Origin of the sequence: Tissierella sp. (genome assembly GCF_031460495.1) — a bacterium.
Classification (GTDB): domain Bacteria; phylum Bacillota; class Clostridia; order Tissierellales; family Tissierellaceae; genus JAVKTS01.
Genome location: NZ_JAVKTS010000003.1, coordinates 361,210 through 379,635, shown reverse-complemented (window position 1 = coordinate 379,635; position 18,426 = coordinate 361,210). Strand labels below are relative to the sequence as shown.

Annotated in this window: 14 protein-coding genes and 1 pseudogene; 12 read left to right on the top strand and 3 right to left on the bottom strand. The window is 31.3% G+C overall.

Annotated elements, in window-relative coordinates; all coding sequences use genetic code 11:
• Positions 1-28: 28 nt before the first annotated feature.
• Positions 29-757: a hypothetical protein gene (locus RIN63_RS09530; protein ID WP_310444495.1), complete on the bottom strand. Its 729-nt coding sequence runs from the start codon at positions 755-757 to the stop codon at positions 29-31.
• A 240-nt stretch (positions 758-997) separates the two neighbouring features.
• Here RIN63_RS09530 and RIN63_RS09525 point away from each other — a divergent pair, with 240 nt between their 5' ends.
• The 10 genes and pseudogenes from RIN63_RS09525 to RIN63_RS09480 all read left to right on the top strand — a co-directional run bounded on the left by RIN63_RS09525 (position 998) and on the right by RIN63_RS09480 (position 13,779).
• Positions 998-1,231, top strand: a complete 234-nt coding sequence (locus RIN63_RS09525; protein WP_310444494.1) for a thioredoxin family protein — start codon at positions 998-1,000, stop codon at positions 1,229-1,231.
• 93 nt (positions 1,232-1,324) lie between these two features.
• A complete protein-coding gene (locus RIN63_RS09520) occupies positions 1,325-2,257 on the top strand; it encodes a CobW family GTP-binding protein (RefSeq protein ID WP_310444493.1) in 933 nt (310 codons plus the stop codon).
• A 327-nt stretch (positions 2,258-2,584) separates the two neighbouring features.
• On the top strand, positions 2,585-3,169 hold the full coding sequence (locus RIN63_RS09515; RefSeq protein ID WP_310444492.1) for an accessory gene regulator B family protein: 585 nt from the start codon (positions 2,585-2,587) through the stop codon (positions 3,167-3,169).
• Between the two features lie 108 nt (positions 3,170-3,277).
• Positions 3,278-4,639 (top strand): GHKL domain-containing protein, encoded by a 1,362-nt coding sequence (locus RIN63_RS09510; RefSeq protein WP_310444491.1) that lies wholly within the window; start codon positions 3,278-3,280, stop codon positions 4,637-4,639.
• Positions 4,640-4,780: 141 nt separating this feature from the next.
• Complete coding sequence (locus RIN63_RS09505) at positions 4,781-4,909, top strand: cyclic lactone autoinducer peptide (RefSeq protein WP_310444490.1); 129 nt, start codon at positions 4,781-4,783, stop codon at positions 4,907-4,909.
• A gap of 171 nt (positions 4,910-5,080) precedes the next feature.
• Positions 5,081-6,532 carry an IMP dehydrogenase gene (gene guaB / locus RIN63_RS09500; RefSeq protein WP_310444489.1) on the top strand — a complete coding sequence of 484 codons (1,452 nt, stop codon included), beginning with the start codon at positions 5,081-5,083 and terminating at the stop codon, positions 6,530-6,532.
• A 69-nt stretch (positions 6,533-6,601) separates the two neighbouring features.
• Positions 6,602-7,546 (top strand): annotated as a pseudogene (gene guaA / locus RIN63_RS09495) (glutamine-hydrolyzing GMP synthase); the annotation flags it as partial.
• Between the two features lie 628 nt (positions 7,547-8,174).
• Positions 8,175-10,250: an AAA family ATPase gene (locus tag RIN63_RS09490; RefSeq protein WP_310444488.1), complete on the top strand. Its 2,076-nt coding sequence runs from the start codon at positions 8,175-8,177 to the stop codon at positions 10,248-10,250.
• Entirely contained in the window at positions 10,235-12,184 is a 1,950-nt protein-coding gene (locus tag RIN63_RS09485) for a UvrD-helicase domain-containing protein (RefSeq protein ID WP_310444487.1), read from the top strand. The genes RIN63_RS09490 and RIN63_RS09485 overlap by 16 nt, the downstream gene beginning before the upstream one ends.
• Before the next feature lie 44 nt (positions 12,185-12,228).
• A complete protein-coding gene (locus RIN63_RS09480) occupies positions 12,229-13,779 on the top strand; it encodes an MBL fold metallo-hydrolase (protein ID WP_310444486.1) in 1,551 nt (516 codons plus the stop codon).
• 237 nt (positions 13,780-14,016) lie between these two features.
• Here RIN63_RS09480 and RIN63_RS09475 read toward each other — a convergent pair whose 3' ends face one another.
• Both RIN63_RS09475 and RIN63_RS09470 read right to left on the bottom strand, forming a co-directional pair.
• Positions 14,017-14,457 (bottom strand): KilA-N domain-containing protein, encoded by a 441-nt coding sequence (locus RIN63_RS09475; RefSeq protein ID WP_310444485.1) that lies wholly within the window; start codon positions 14,455-14,457, stop codon positions 14,017-14,019.
• A gap of 132 nt (positions 14,458-14,589) precedes the next feature.
• On the bottom strand, positions 14,590-16,266 hold the full coding sequence (locus tag RIN63_RS09470; protein ID WP_399324736.1) for a catalase: 1,677 nt from the start codon (positions 16,264-16,266) through the stop codon (positions 14,590-14,592).
• A gap of 376 nt (positions 16,267-16,642) precedes the next feature.
• Here RIN63_RS09470 and RIN63_RS09465 point away from each other — a divergent pair, with 376 nt between their 5' ends.
• Entirely contained in the window at positions 16,643-17,314 is a 672-nt protein-coding gene (locus RIN63_RS09465; RefSeq protein WP_310444483.1) for a response regulator transcription factor, read from the top strand.
• 1 nt (position 17,315) lies between these two features.
• A complete protein-coding gene (locus RIN63_RS09460) occupies positions 17,316-18,326 on the top strand; it encodes a sensor histidine kinase (RefSeq protein WP_310444482.1) in 1,011 nt (336 codons plus the stop codon).
• The last annotated feature ends 100 nt before the right edge of the window (positions 18,327-18,426 follow it).

The window sequence follows — 18,426 nt, the reverse complement described above, 5'->3', positions numbered from 1 at the left end:
TTAATCCAACTAACTCATAGATTAAAGACTATTGGTTTATCTTAGCTGTTGGAAGTTTGTTAGCAGATGTAGGATTTATCCAACCTAATGTAAATCCTCCTTGTTCCATAATTTTTATATCTTCAAGATTTTCAAAGATTTTATTTTCCAAACTTTTAGGTATTTTATAGGTTAACAAGTATGTATAGGAAGATTTTTCTTTAAATCCAATATTTTTAAATCTTAAATCTTTTAAATGAAATCGTACTCCTTCTCTTATTGGAAGTGAAATATCATCAATTATTTCTAAACAATTTCCTAATTTTCTATAGTATATACTATCTTGGTCTTGAAAATAAAAATTATCACCATCTCTGCCAAGAAACTCAACATTTTCAATTATTTTTTCTTCGTCATATATGGAAACTTTTCTAAAACTATCTATTAGGAATAAAGTATCATACAATTTTTCTTGAGTGCGATCTGGATATTGGTATGTTATAATAGTTTTTTTATAACTTCTAACACCGTAATTAGCGTATCTATCATAATCATATAATATTTTGTATTTATTAAACTTTGTGACGGTATTTATTCCAAATGCAATAAATAAAATAGTTACAATAGATAGAATAATCTTAGAAGCTTTACTATTATCATATCCTATAAATGACAAGCTATTGATTATTAATGTAAAAGCAAAACCTAGGATAATTAAATTTATAAAAAAAGAATCATATAAAAACTTTTCTGCTTCTATCCAAAATTCATAACTCATATATCCTCCTCCTAATTTTCGAATTTTTGAGGGAAATTTAAGCATTCAGTACATAATATTTAATAGTAAATAAGTTTAGAATAAGAAAGTGAATTATGAGGAGATTTACCAAGAATATTTATTAAAAATATGATAAACTATTTATAATGAATCTAGATTAGATATGAAAGATATAGGTATTAATTAATATGATACTTAGTCTTTTAATGATAATTAATAGAAATAATAGGAGGGAAAGAAATGATAATAAAGATATTAGGCGCAGGTTGTGACAAATGTGATAAGTCCTATGATAATGCGATTAAAGCCATAGGAGAACTTGGTGTTGATGCAACAGTTGAAAAGGTGGAAGATCTCATTACCATGATGAAATATGGTGTAATGACTACTCCTGGGATAGTAGTTGATGAAAAGGTGGTCATGGTGGGGAGAATACCACAGGTTGAAGATTTCAAGAAGATGCTAGAAAAATAACAATCATGTATTGACTTAACCCCTTTATTGGAGTTATAATTTTATTGTACATATAGATAGATTTAAATATATCAATATAACGGGAGTGATATGATGGATAATAAAATTAATTTATACCTTTTAACAGGATTTCTAGGATCAGGAAAGACTACTTTATTAACAAATATCTTAGAGGATTTATCTGGAGAAAAGGTCGGAGTTATAATGAATGAATTCGGTCGTATTAGCATAGATGGAGAAATTATTAAAAAAGAAGGCATGGAAATAGTTGAGATAAATCGTGGATCGATTTTTTGTTCATGTTTGAAGCTTAATTTTGCTCAAGCCATGATCGAAATGTCTGAAAGGGACTTGAAATATTTATTTGTGGAAAGCTCTGGGCTTGCAGATCCTTCAAATATTGGAGAGATATTAGGTGGTATTGAAGCTACAAAGGGAGATTTATATAACTATAAGGGAGCAATATGTATAATAGATGGTGAAAATTTCTTAGATCAATTAGATGATTTGGAAACTGTTGAAAGACAAATAAAACATTGTCACTTGGCAGTAATAAGCAAGGTGGATTTAATAGATGATGAAACCCTTGCAAAGATTATTGAAAAGATTAAGGAAATTAATTCTATAGTTCCTATTGAGACAATGGAATTTGGTAAACTTGATTATGATTATTTGAATGAGGATTTGATGCAATATAAATGGGCTGAGAGTGAAGAAACTACAAATGGGCCAGAAACAAAGCCTAAGACTTTGATGCTTACCTATGATGGTGAAATACAGAAGGAAAATTTGATTAAGTTTCTTGATGCTATAAAGCCTGATGCATATAGATTGAAGGGATTTTTAAAACTTGAAGATGGTTGGAATCAAGTAGATGTAGTAGGAAAGAGAATTGATTTTAAGTTGATAGATGAGGAATATGAAAACTCTCAACTAGTTATTATATCAAAGATTGGCCCTCAAATAATCAGACCTATAGCTAATAGTTGGAAGGAAATATTCGAAATCGAAATGAAATTAAAATAAAAATATAATCAAAGATGATTTTTAAGAGAGACTACTGAAAAAGTCCAATTTTGTCATACTGAACCTTAGTGAAGTATCTTGAACTTACTGAAATAACAAGATTCTTCTCCTAAGCCTCAGAATGCTAGGACGCTTTTTTAGTGGTCTCTTTTGTCTAAGAGTACAATAATATAACAAAAAACGACATAAAATGACGAGAAATGAAGGAAAATGGCGGAAAAAAGTAATATATAGTTGTAATTGACAATGATATAATAAACATATAATTCATCGAAAAGATGACAAATAGATACATAATTATCATTGTTAAGGTAGGTGTTTCATGAAGTGACAGAATTTATATGCAAAGTAACATTGAAAAAATTGTGTGATAAAAATATTATAGGAGAAGAAGATATAGATGTATACCATTATGGACTAGAATTACTCCTAGCTACATTATTCAAGGCTATGGGTCTAATGGCTATTGCAGCCATAACTGGCTTAGTAAAGGAAGCTATTATCTTTACCATGTTTTTTAGTTCTCTAAGGGTACAAGCAGGTGGTTATCATGCAAAAACAATAATTGGGTGTTTTATAGGTATGGTAGTTTTTACTTTCACATCTATTACTTTGGTAAGGATGATCCCATTAGATTATCAACAGCAATATATATTAGTAGCAGTGGTTTCTTCCATTGCCCTAGTGTTTGTATATGCTCCGATGGAAAGTGAAAATAAGCCATTGACAGAGGAAGAAGAAATTCTATATAGACGAAGGAGTCTTGGGACTGTTATTGCAGGGAGTATCATTATATTTCATTTAGTCTATTTAAATAGTAAACTTAATTATCTTGGAACTATAGCTTCAACAGGTTTTCTCCTGGAATCCTTAACTTTAATACATTTTAGCAAAAATAGGAATAAAGTTTGATTGATTTTTATTAATTTACAATTTTATATAATCCTATTTTTGTTGCCTGATTATAATAATATGATATATTATTAAGTAAGAGATGTGATAAAGGGGGATTATTATATAATGAATTTACTATGGATGAACCTATTTACAAATACCTTAGATACGCTTCTAGTATTCTGGTTTTTAATTAAAGTACTTAGGAAAGGGAAAATAGACAGAAAGAGTGATTGGCTTTTTTTAATAGGACTTATATTTCTCAATTCTTTGATTAATTTGATGTTTGATAATATAAGCATTTTAGAATTTGCAGCAATATTCACTATATCAAATATTATTTACTCCTACTTGTTAGATGAAAAATTCTACAGGACAATAATTTATAGTATTTTAGCTACTGGATTAATGTTTATTATAGAAATAGCTGTAGTGAATATTATAACTTTAATTTTCAAAGTAACCCCCGCAATGATACTTGAAATGAACATTTATAGGATAATAGGAATTTTCGCTTCTAAGATATCATTCTTTTTGGTAATCAAATATTTAGCAGAAAAGATCAGAATACCTATATACACAAGAGTTAATAAAGTTACCCCTATTCTTTTAATTGGACTTTTTAATATTATGATTATATTTATGACATTTACTCTATATAAGAATATGAAAATTGAATCTATTTATGGATATTTATATTTATTATGTACTGGTTTTGGAATTATTATATTTAGTTTTGTTATATATTCAACAACTAAAAAAAAGATATATCAAGATCAACAGGAAATAATTTGGAAGGTTAAGGAAGAAGAGTTTCACAAAAAGGACTTTTATATAAATAGTATGAATGATATTCTTCAGACAATAAGGTCTCAAAGACATGATTTGAATAATTATTTAGGTACTTTGTATGGTTTAATATCTTTAGGTGATTTTGAAGATGCCAAGAGATACATAAAAAAAATTAACGGAAGGATAAGTAATATGAATAGCATAATTGAAACAAATCATCCAGTCATTACTGCACTCATTAGCATGAAAAAGAATAAGGCTTTTGATGATGGTATTGAGATGAAATTTGACATAAATTTACCCAAGGAGTTACCATTTGATTTTGTTGATTTATCAATTATATTAGGCAATTTATTAGATAATGCCATTGAGGCGTGCCGACTAATTGCTATGGATTTTGAAAGAATAATTAATGTATTTATTAGTTATGACAATGATTACCTGACCATACAAATAGATAACCCAAAGGATGAATCGATAAAGCTAGAAAAAGAGAAACTTCTAGGAAGATTCACTACCAAAGAAGACCATGAAAATCATGGTATGGGCTTAGGAAATGTGGAATTTATAGTGAAGCAATATAATGGAAGTATGAATATTGAGGATTTAGGTGATGAATTTATAGTTAATATTGGATTACCCGCAAATGACACTCGCCACACAATAAAGCCTACCACCATGGCAACTAATTTATAGATAGTATTTTTATAAAGAACAGGAAAGATCTACATTAATACTTGACTACAAGAGAACTTTCCATTAATAAGTAAAAAAGGCTTACTTAAATATATTAATATTTTTTAAAAGCTTTTTTATAAAAGGGGAGGAGGTATATATATGAAAAACAAAAAATACCTACTTGAAGTAGTTGCAAGTCTATCACTTGCAGCTGCAAATCTGGGAGCAGGAGTTAATTGTTGGGGATTCTTTTATCAACCTAGAATGCCAAAACAATTAAGAAAGTAATCAGGGGATGAAAAAGAAAAATCTCAAGGTTTAAAACACCTTGAGATTTTTCTTTTTCAAAGTGGCTTGTTTTTTTTAACATTATAAATTACAATATACTATTAAGATAGATAAAGTATTATTAATTTAATATATTGTTATACTAATAAAAAACATAAGGAGGAGTTGTAATTGGAATTTGTAGGTGAAGGTTTGACTTTTGATGATGTTCTATTACTTCCTGGTAAATCAGAAGTATTACCAAGGGATACGAATATTAATACTTATTTAACAAAAAATATAAAATTAAATGTGCCTTTGATGAGTGCAGGGATGGATACAGTAACTGAATACAAAATGGCAATAGCTATGGCTAGAGAAGGTGGCATTGGAATAATCCATAAGAATATGTCTATAGAAAAACAAGCTTTAGAAGTAGACAAAGTTAAAAGATCAGAACATGGAGTAATTACTGATCCGTTTTTTTTATCTCGTCATCATATTGTTTCAGATGCTCTTGAGTTGATGGAAAGATATCATATATCAGGAGTTCCAGTGACAGATGAAACGGGGAAATTAGTAGGAATAATAACCAATAGAGATATTAGATTTGAAAAAGAAACTTCTAAGAAAATAGATGATGTAATGACTAAGGAAAATTTAGTTACTGCAAAAATAGATATAACTATGGACGAAGCTTTGGAAGTAATGAAACAATATAAGATTGAAAAACTTCCATTGGTAGATGAAAACTTTATGCTATCAGGATTGATAACTATAAAGGATATAGAAAAATCTATACAATACCCAAATTCAGCTAAGGATAGTACTGGAAGACTATTAGCTGGAGCTGCAGTTGGAGTTACAGGAGATATGATGGAGAGAGTGGCAGCTTTAGTAAAATCTAAGGTAGATGTTATCGTACTTGATACTGCTCACGGACATTCTAAGGGAGTATTGGAAGCTGTTACAAAAATAAAAAGAGAGTATCCTAAGTTGCAAGTAATAGCAGGAAATGTGGCTACAGGTGAAGGAACAGTAGCTTTAATAGAAGCAGGAGCAGATGCTGTCAAGGTTGGTATAGGACCTGGATCCATTTGCACTACTAGAGTTGTAACTGGCATTGGAGTGCCACAAATTACAGCTATAATAAATTGTGCCGAGGCAGCTTTGGAGTATGGTATTCCTGTTATAGCTGATGGTGGGATTAAATATTCAGGAGATATTACTAAGGCCATTGCAGCAGGTGCAAATGTAATAATGGCAGGTTCCCTATTTGCTGGAACTGAGGAAAGTCCTGGAGAAGAAGTTCTATATGAAGGAAGAAGATTTAAGGAATATAGAGGAATGGGTTCTATGGGAGCAATGGATTCTGGTAGTAAAGATAGATATTTCCAAGAAGATACTAAGAAATATGTACCAGAAGGCGTAGAAGGTAGAATTCATTTTAGAGGGCCATTAGGAGATGTTGTATATCAACTTGTTGGTGGACTAAAATCAGGAATGGGATATGTTGGAGCAAAAGATATTAATGAGTTACAAGAAAAAGGGAAATTTATAAAGATTACATCAGCATCATTGATAGAAAATCATCCACATGATATTCATATTACAAAGGAATCACCAAATTATAGCAGAAGATAAGAATTTAGTGAAAAGTGAAAAGTAGGGCGACCTTTGGTCGCCCGTTAAATAATTTTAAGGAGGGATATAATGCAGGATTTTATAAACAAACAGATTGAAGAGATAAAAAATAAAGTAGGAAGTAAAAAGGCTCTATGTGCTTTGTCAGGTGGAGTGGATTCTTCTGTAGCAGCAGTATTAGTTCATAAGGCCATTGGAGACAATTTAGTTTGTGTATTTGTAGACCATGGTCTTTTAAGAAAAAATGAAAGAATAGAAGTGGAAAAGCTCTTTAGAGATGAATTCCATATGAATTTAATAGTAGTTGATGCCGAAGATAGATTTTTGGGGAAATTAAAGGGAGTTACTGATCCAGAAGAGAAGAGAAAAGTCATAGGCGAAGAGTTTATTAGAGTATTTGAAGAGGAACAATCTAAACTTGAAGGAATAGATTTTTTAGTCCAAGGTACAATTTATCCAGATATAATTGAATCTGTAAACAAGGATGGTAAATTAGCTGTAAAGAGCCATCATAATGTTGGAGGATTGCCAGAGGATGTAAACTTTGAGCTTATAGAGCCATTGAAAACCCTTTATAAAGATGGAGTTAGGGAAGTAGGTAGAGCACTAGGAATCTCGGAGGAATTAGTAGGCAGACAACCTTTCCCAGGACCTGGTTTAGGAGTCAGGTGTCTAGGAGAGCTAACTAAGGAAAAATTAGACATCCTTAGAGAAGCAGACTACATCTATAGAGATGAAATCAAAAAAGCGGGTCTAGACAAAGAAATCTGGCAATATTTTGCAGTACTACCAAATATTCAATCAGTAGGAATGACAGACGGACAAAGAACTTACAAACATCTAATAGGCCTTAGAGCCATAACAACTAAAGATGCAATGGTAGCAAAATGGTATCCAATACCACTAGATTTATTAGAAAAAATATCTACAAGAATTACAGATGAAGTGAATGAAGTAAATAGGGTAGTATATGATATAACAAGTAAACCACCAGCTACAATTGAGTGGGAGTAACTCCTAATTTTCTCGAGTGCAGCGAAAAGAAAATTATTGGAGTTACCCCTGTCAGGGTTGGCTAGACCTGTAGCGACTGAAAGGAGCTAGAGGTCAGCAACCTACGGCACTGGAGTAGGAACAAAAAGTCTTGGAACCTTTGAATGCAAAGGTTCCAAGACTTTTTTTAAGTGCTGTTACTTTTAAATGTTAATTTTTTTAGTAATGTTGTTGGAAGTGATTAACTATCTCTATAATTGTGTAAGCATTTCAGAATTTCCAAATTTTATAATATCTTTTATAGATGGAACATTTCCCACATGTTCAATTTTCTGGGAAACTAATAAACCTTTTAATTAAAATAAAGATTTTCGTGTATTAATATCAAGCATAGAAATGAGTGTCGAGCATCATTTATGTTGTCTTATCTAGAATGATCGTGCAATCAATGATATGAATGTGGATGTTTTGGATGAAATAGCTATAGATTGAGGCAAAAGCTTTTAATGCTATAATATGTCAAAAAAATGCATATTATGATATAATTCAAGTATTGGTAAAAATTTACAAAACTTAACTTTCTAATATTAGATAATTTCCAGTTTATACTTATGAAATGAAATAAAATATGGCTAGGAGGTATTATTAAATGATATTAAAAGAAATATCAATTCATAATTATAGAAAGTATGTAGATACTACTTTTACTCTCGATAATGATGTTACATTGTTAGCAGGTGCAAATAACAGTGGAAAAACATCACTTATTGATTTGCTTTGCAGTGTTATTGGAAGCAATAGAGTATCTTATTCAGTTTCTGATATTCCAGTTATATTAGCTAAGGCATGGTGTGATAAAATTTATCCGATTATTTGTGGGTATTTCGATGCGCAACTTGATAAAGAAAAGACTATCTCAGAAATAGTTGAAGCGATTTTCCAAACTGGAGAAGAGTCTGGTATACCTGAAATGCTTGTTCCACCAACTCAAGTTAGATTTCGTATTGATTATTCCACCACTGATGATATTCGTAATTTTGCAGATTATATAATGGATTTTGATTCAGAAAAGAGATCGTTCTACTTTGTATATACATTTAAACCTACTGCTAAATCACTTGAAGTATCACTAGAAAAAGACTACGACAAACTAAAAAGTAGATATTCTAAAATTACAAATCCAGATACTGAAATTGATAAAATAGAGTTATTAAAGGAAAAGATACTTTGTACATATGCGACAAGTATTGTTGAGAGCTGTTTATTTACGGATAGTACGTACGAGAATGCGCATAATTTAGAACCATCGGATTTTCGTAAATTGTTTAACTTTAAAAATATATATGCTGGAAGGCCACTTGATGATCAGAGTATTGGAAAAACAAGAAATCTTAGCAAGAACATGATTGACTTAGCTTGCCATGATGAAGACTGGAAAGTTCTAATTGGCGAACTCCCTGATAAGATATTACAGCCAATTGAAGATTTAGATATTACAAAGATTGTACGTAAAGCTTCAATTGAGGGACTGAGTGAAGCTATTGAAGAAGTATCTAAATCAAATGGTGGTAACAGCGGTGAAATGGTTTTGGACTTAGATATTTCAGAAGAAGCGATCAGTACACTGATTAACCAGATTACCAATGCAAAGTACCAGTTTGATGGGTATCTTCTTAGTGAGGCATCCCAGGGCTTAGGTTATAGTAATATGGTCTATATTCTCCTGCAACTTGAGACTTACAAGCGAAATATCAATCCATTATTGGTAAATATATTTATTATTGAGGAACCTGAGTCACATATGCATCCACAGATGCAGAGCATTTTTGCGAAATATTTACGTAAATACTATCAACAAAAAAAGATTCAAGGTATAATTACGACCCATTCAAGCGAGATGGTCAGGGCAACAGATATGAAGAATCTCCGTGTTGCACGGCCAAGTGGTTCATTTGATAGCAAGGTTTATGATTTCTCAGCTTTTAAAGAGCGAGTTAAAGGGGATGATGTTTTAAGTGATTTTTACGATTGGTTCTACGAAATTGGATTTTCAGATATTGTTTTCGCTGATCGGGTGATTCTCTATGAAGGTGATACAGAACGCTTACTAATCAGAAAGTTGGGCACTTTTGATTGCTATCAGGCACTTAACCAACTTTATATTGCATTTGTACAGGTTGGTGGTGCATATGCTCATAATTATCGTGAACTGATTGAGTTTCTGAAAGTGAAGACGCTTATTCTAACAGATCTTGATTATGAAAAGACTGCAGTTGTTGAGGATGCCGTTAAATCATCGAAGACTACTAATGCTAGCCTTAACAGCTTTTATAAGATTTCTCACCCAGGTATTGATCCAACAGTGGAGAATCTATACAACTGGGAAGAAGCAAGAGAAAATATTCTATTTGATGGCTGTGCTTTTGTAGCTTTTCAGGGTAAAAATGATAATTTTGCTAGAACACTTGAAGAGGCTATGCTTGCTAAGAAATATGGCATTAAGTCTTTTGACAAAAAGGCCAAATCTGATTGGATTGAACTGCGAGCAAATGACAAACTTAAATACACTATTCCAAGAGATTATTCTGAGTGCTGCATCCGTGATATTGTAGCTCATACATCAAATAGCAAGACTGATTTCATGTACTCTGTTATCCTTAACAAACTAGTGGAAGATATGCTTCCAGATTATATCAAGGGAGGACTAATATGGCTGATGGAATAATAGAAAATATTCACTTAGTAAATGCACCAGCAGGTAGTGGCAAAACAACTACAATTAAGAAAATGATCACTAATCATACAATACATAATCCAATTGATAATATTCTTTGTATTACTTATACAAACAGAGCAGCTGATGAACTAAAAAAGGGGTTAGATACAGAAAAAATCCATATAAGTACAATCCACTCCTTCATTCATAGTTTTATTGGTATATATTTCTCTAGTAATCAGATCCTTGATCTGTATTTTGAACTTTATGGTGAAAAAATCTGTCAACGTATTTTAAACGAGAATGAAGATTCTAGAATAACTGCTAGTAATGAGAGGTATGCAACAAAGCATGGAGCGTTAAACTATGAGACTGTGAAGGCGAATATAAAGACATTATACTATAATGAGTCTCAGTACAATTCGTTGTATAAAGGCGGGTTATCCCATGACGACCTGATTACTTTCGCCGAAGAAGTATTTAGGAGATTTCAAGTTGTCAGAAAAAGGTTGTCTCAAAAATACCAGGTTATTTTTGTGGATGAATACCAAGATTCATCCGCCAGTGTGTTGAGGACTTTTTATAAGGCGGTTCGAGGAACATCATCAAGGCTCTATTTTTTAGGTGACAAGATGCAGCAGATTTATAAAAACTACGATGGTTCTTTTGAATCTGAATTACCATCTCTTAATCATGATATATCTCTATCAACTAATCACAGATCAATTCCGATCATTATAGATATTCTTAACAACATATATAATGATTCCGCTTATAAGCAACAACCTTCGGAAAAGAATGCAGATATTGAGCCCGACCACCAACCGCGAGTTCTAATTTGCTCTAATATAAATGAAAGACTTGAGATTGAGAAAGAAATCTATACAGAGGCATTACTTCTTTTTCTACCAAATCAAAAGAAGTTTGATACAATTGGAGCGGGAAATCTTTATAGAAATGTTAAGAATATGGAAAAATACTCATTTGTTAGTCAAACTGGAGCAACTGATGTGTTGACTGATGATACAACAGAAAATCCTGATCCTTTATTCAAGCTTTTATTTATTATAAATCAAATTTCTAATAACTATGCTTCTAATAACTTGGGCAGTATCATTCAACTTTTCAGAGCTAATGCTAAATTATTTGATAAAGAGATTTGCATAATTTCAAAACATGAAGATAAGACACGTATTAAAGGGCTTTTAGATGTTATAGTCAATGCATATCTTGAATCCACAGAACGTCATGATATCGATTCGGTAATTAATACTTTGCTTCAGACTGGAATTTTTAATAACGACTACATTAATGAGTTTAAATATAATGAAGAATATGTACCAGTCTTAAGGGTAGGTATTAACGAATTTAGAGCAGTAGTTAATTTTTTAAAAACACAAAATGTATCTACGCAACATGGTGTTAAAGGTGAAAGTCATGATACAGTTTTCTTCATTGCAGAAGATAGTACAAGCAATCCTGTGGTTCATATGTATAGGTTTTTTGAGCTTTGGAGTAATATGGATCTTTCTTTAGGTGAATTAGAACGGTTTTACTATGAGTATTTAAAATGTATCAATGAAGTAACTCAGTATCTTGGATTTAAGCTACGTGAAATGAATAAGGATACTCATGATAAAAATAAAGCTTATTTAGTAGGTATGTGTAATAAACTGCTCGAACATTTCAAAAGCAATGAAATTTTCAACCGACTTTGTAGTCAGCCTTACAATAACTATCTTGTAAAGCAAAATGTTACAAATGCAAAGGAGTGTTTTAAAGAAACTATCCCATATGGCACGCTTAGTGCTTACAGACTTTTCTACGTAGGTTGTTCTAGAGCTAGAAAAAACCTTACAGTTTTTGTTGATAAATCTAAAATACAAAACTATGAAGAGTTTTTTATTGATAAATTTAGATGTTGTGGTTTTTCTGTAGTGTAATCTTGAAATAACATAGAAGTTACATAAGAGGAGGGGAAAACTTAATGGCATTTATCTATAGATATCATATAAAAAATACAAAAAAACGAAATGAGGTTAACTTACTAGACTTTAGTGAAGACATTATTGGAGCTATCAAAAGTTTTTATGAGGAAAATCTCAAAGATTGCAGGGTTGAAAAAGATTATTATGAGTATAAACTTTATTCAAATATGGGAAATAGAGAGCTTCGTATGTTTGGGAGATATTTAATTCGTAGGTGTGAGGGGTTGAATGCTATTTGGGAGGAAATAAGGCAAGAAAATACAGCTTTTTTTGTTCGTAAGGAAAGTGAGTATTACGCCTTTGTTTATAGAGATGAAACTGAGAAAAATATAAGCCTTGGGGTTATTGATGCAACAGATTTCAATGAATTGGAGCGACTATCTGATCAAGCAGTTAATTATATAAAAAAGTATCATAGTAAATTTGATTTATATCCGAAGCATTCTGATAATGAATTAGATATAAATAAGCTCTCTATAGCATTCTATATGGATATATTTGATTTATATATTAATGAGAAAAATATTCGAGAGAAGTACAAATCTATTAGAGATGCAAAGCTAGTATTAATAAAGGGTTATCATCAAAGGGATAAAAGATATACAAGTGTTTTTGTTGCTCCTGATGTATATAGATTAAGAGCACCAGATGGAACTGTTATGAGGTATGATGATAATTTAATTGATGGGTTTAGAATAAAAAGTATTAAAATAGTAAATGAAGAAAAACTTAATACTATTATAGATGCAATAAATTATTATATTATTCCTGCTTCATCAATAAATAATATACATAGAGAGGACAAAAAGGGTATAAATTTTGTTGTCCATAATGTTGGACAAGGGTTATCAACAGCTCTTACTATCGACAATGAACCCTTTTTATACTTTGATTTTGGTGTAAGTGAGGGTAAGAATAGATTTAATTTACCAAAGGTTATGACTGTTGATGTAAATCGGAAGCCATCTATCGTAATTTCTCATATTCATAGAGATCATTGGTTTGGCATATGTGAATTTCCAAAAGCTTTTGAATGTGACTGGTATATACCTAATCAAGACCGAGAGGTGTTGTTTATAAAAAGATGTGCGGAAATAAGAATTAGTGGTGGTAGTATTAGCATTATAAGTTCTTCCATACAGTTAAGTTTCGGATGTGTTTTTGTTAATGAATATTCAAAGCATAATCGTAAACGTATCCCTACTCATAAGCATGAAAATGGTTTGGCAATGAGACTTAAACTATATTCAAGTGAGAATAAAGAAGTTAACATATTAGTTTCTGGTGATCAAAGATATGATTATATGCCGGATAAATATTTGAAGGGAATTGATATTTTAGTAGCAAGTCATCATGGTGGAGAATATTCATGGTCTTGTAGAGGTAATGTGCATGATGATATCCCTGATAGCACAAGATTAGGAAAGATAATTTATAGCTACGGTAAGGATAACACATATGAGCATCCTTCAAAAGATTGTAGTTATCACAAGAAGGGATGGACTAATGAACATAGAACTCCTATACATGGTGACTATTGCTTAAAATAATGATGTGATTAAGAGTAAATCTTAATTATAAATATGAATATAAATCATTTTCATTTTATTATTATAAACTATTATAATAAGCTAACAATAGAATATAAAGATATTATTCAAAAGTACTAAAATAGTACTATTTTAGTACTAAAAATTCCAATAACCAAAATAAACACCAATAAATCAAATAATATTAAAACCATAAATATTGAAAAATACACATTTTAAATCGAAATATTTTTGAAATCATTGAGTGGGAGTGATGACCCTATTTGTCAGGGTTGGCGTAGTAAAAGAAGTCTTGGAACCAAAGAGTGGTTCCAAGACTTCTTTTACTGAATTATGTGCATAAGTTCCACCATATCTACCAGCTTTAGAGATAATGCCAATTGCACTTGTACCTTCAATCCATTGTTTTGGAGTAAGGACAAATGAATTTAAACCAGCTTGACTTTTAATCCAATCGAATTCGATGGGATTAAAGTTGATATTATACATTTGCTCCCATACACCCAAGAATTCAATTGTATTTCTATTCCTCAACCAGTTTAAAACAACAATATCAGTTCTGTCAGAGTTTTTATATTTTGCTATGTCTGTCAAGCTAATATAATCATTATGGTTTTCAGATGCTATGATTGATATTTGTTGACCCTTTGCTTCTAAAGTTAAACTTTTCTTATCCACATAAATTCCTCCCCTGAACATTAATTTGTTTTCTCTAACTAAATTATAACATATGTTCGGATATGGATTCAACAAGAAAGAACATTTGTTTACAATCGAAGATTAAATTAATGTTTCGGGAGAGTTCTACTATTATAAAAGCCAAGGATCAAATTCAGGTATTATATAGGGTTCTGTATTTGTATCAATTTCTCTTTCAGGATCTACTGGTGTAGTAGGTATATTTAGTTCTGGATGTAAGTTATTAGCCTTTCTTTGATTTTCGCGGGAATCGCCTATAGGCAAGTTTAAATCGACATCATTAATTGAAATATTCATTGCCTCTGCTACACCTTTACCATAATCAGGGTCTGCTTGGTAACAATTATATATGTGTCTATGCTTTATTTGAAGAGTAGAGTCTCCCATATTTCTTGCAGTATTATAGAAGAGAACTTGCTTTTGATCTTCTGTCATAGCTCGGAATAAAAGTCCTGGTTGGGTGAAGTAATCAGAATCATCTCTTCGGAAGTCATATCTATAAACATCTCCACCTTCTTGTCTTGGAAGATTATCTTCTGGTTGATCTATCCAATTTCCGTAACTATTTGGTTCATAATTTAGTTCACTACCTAGATTTCCATCTACACGCATTCGACCATCACGATGAAAACTATGTGGATTTTCAACTGCTTTAGGCATATTGACAGGTATTTGATGGTGATTTACACCTAAACGATATCTATGTGCATCTCCATAAGAAAACAATCTTCCTTGTAACATACGATCAGGGGAAAAACTAATTCCAGGAACTATGTTAGCAGGAGTAAAAGCTGCTTGTTCTATTTCAGCAAAATAGTTATCTGGATTTTTATTTAATTCAAACTCTCCTACGGGTATAAGGGGGAAATCTTTTTTAAGCCACATTTTGGTTAAATCAAAAGGATTATTTTTCATAGCATCAGCTTGTTCTTCAGTCATAATTTGTATATACATTTTCCACTTAGGATACATCCTTTGTTCAATAGCTTGGTAAAGGTCTCTTTGGTGAGATTCTCTATCCATTCCCACTACTTTTTTTGCCTCTTGATCTGTTAGGTTTAATATACCTTGTTGAGACCTAAAATGAAACTTAACCCATACTCGTTTATTTTCTTCATTAATAAAGCTATATGCGTGAGAACCAAATCCATGCATACGCCTATAGGAAGATGGAATACCTCTATCTCCCATAATAATTGTAACTTGTAAAAGTGCTTCTGGTAAGGAAGTCCAAAAATCCCAATTGGTATTTGGACTCCGCATATTAGTGCGAGGATCTCTCTTGATTGCATGATTTAAATCGATAAATTTTAAAGGATCTCGAAAGAAAAATACTGGAGTATTATTTCCTACCATATCCCAGTTACCTTCATCAGTATAAAATTTTAAAGCAAATCCACGAATATCTCTTTCTGCATCAGCTGCCCCTCTTTCACCAGCAACTGTTGAGAAGCGAGCTAACATTTTAGTTTGCTTACCAATTTTTGAAAATATACTAGCTTTAGTGTACTTAGTGATATCATGGGTCACAGTAAATGTCCCAAAGGCCCCTGAACCTTTTGCATGCATTCTGCGCTCAGGTATAACTTCACGATCAAAATGAGCCATTTTTTCCAAAAACCATATATCTTGCAAGGCCACAGGACCTCGCTTTCCTGCAGTCATGGTATCTTGATTATCTGTTACTTGGGAGCCTGTAGCTGTTTTTAATTCAGGAGTATCTCCTATATTTTGATTTCTACTAGGAATAGGATCTCCTAATCCATTTTTATCCATGGGATTTTCCATCTTTGGATGTTTATGTTGATATTTCTCTTCATCCACAATAATTCCTCCTTTAATAACAATATCTACTTATTTGCTACACTTAGATATATTTATTAAAGGAGACATTAAAATATGTTTATTAGAAGGAATTATTAAATCATAGATAGAAATAAAACTAAAGGGACAATTGAAAAGATTCATACAGATAAAATGGATTTAAAAGTTGTGGAAATATTTGAAACTACTAAAGAATCAAAAACAATTCGTTTTGTTCCCATAATCCCATACTATTTCATCATTTCTCTAGGGACATAATATTCTATTGTGATATAATAAATATAGGAAAATTATGGGCATGATCCAAATACACTGATATGAATTATAGGAAGGGATAATTATGTATAAAATAATGATTATTGAAGATGACATTAGTATAGCAAAGTCTATGAATGATTATTTGAGTAGGTGGAATTATGAGATTATATATCTTACGGATTTTAAAGATATAACCACCCAAGTAATATCCTTTGAGCCTCATTTGATATTGCTAGATGTTATGTTGCCTTATTATAATGGGTTCCATTGGTGTACAGAAATTCGCAAGCTATCAAAAGTGCCTATAATATTCATTTCTTCTGCAAGTGATAATATGAGTATAGTTATGGCTATGAATATGGGTGGCGATGATTTTATTTCAAAGCCATTTGACTTGAATGTTCTAAATGCCAAAGTAGGGGCAATACTTAGACGAACCTATTCATTTCAAGGACAAGTTAATATATTAGAACATAAGGGTGTATTACTAAATCTTAGTGATACAACATTAAGTTATAAGGATGAAAAAATAGATCTGACCAAAAATGAATATAGGATATTGCAATTACTAATGGATGATGTAGGAAGTGTTGTAAGTCGTGATGAAATCATGCAAAGGTTATGGGAAGATGATAATTATGTTGATGATAATACTCTTACAGTAAATATCAATAGATTAAGAAAAAAGTTACATGAATTAGGGCTTGATGAATTTATAAAGACTAAGAAAGGCTTAGGCTATATGGTGGAATGATATGAAAGATATTATGTTTGTCCTATTGAATTACTTAAAACTAAAGATTAAGACATTAGGAGTTTTTATCATATCAATATGTATCCTTCTAGTAGTCTTCTTTTTATACTCCTTACCCTTAGAAGCTGTACTTTATGCCCTTGTTTTAGTCAGTGCTTTTCTACTGTTAATAGCTTTATATGATTTTAGAAAATTCTATAAGAAATACATAAAATTAGAGGAAATAAAAAATAGTTTTAAAGTAAATAATTTTTTATTTCCTAAATCAAAGAATCTAATAGATAGAGAATATGAAGAATTAATCCAGGCTATTGCTGAAGATAGGCTGAGGAACATAAACGAAAAAGATATTGCAATAAATGAGATGGTGGATTATTATACAATCTGGGCACATCAAATAAAGACACCAATTGCTGCAATGAGGCTCTTATTACAGTCTAATAAATCCAATCTATCAATTGATTTGCTGGAAGAACTTTTTAAAATTGAACAGTATGTTGAAATGGTACTCCAGTACCTAAGAATGGAGCATATGAGTTCAGACTTGCAAATAATGAAATATTCACTTGATGGAATAGTTAAGCAGGCCGTTAGGAAGTATTCGAAAATATTTATTCGTAAAAAGATAAGGCTGAATTATGATGATTTAAATAGATTTGTTCTTACGGATGAAAAGTGGCTTGTTTTCGTTATAGAACAGATCTTGTCAAATGCTCTTAAATATACAAATTCAGGTGAAATATCTATCTATATGGATGAAGCATTATCTAATACATTGGTGATAGAAGATGCTGGAATAGGTATTAAAGAAGAGGATATACCTCTTATTTTTGAAAGAGGATTTACTGGATTTAATGGCAGGTCTCATAAGAAATCAACAGGAATTGGCTTATTTTTGTGCAAGGGGATCTTGGATAAGTTATCGCATACAATTAAAATAGAATCAAAAATTGATAAAGGAACTAAGGTAATGATTGGACTGGACACAGCAAAATTAGATGTTTCGGATTAAGCTTACTAAAATGTAAGCTTAGAAGAGGAAATGTAAGCCAAATAAATGGCATGGCATTTTCTCTTCTTGTATAATGAACAGGAAGATAATTTTAGGAGGA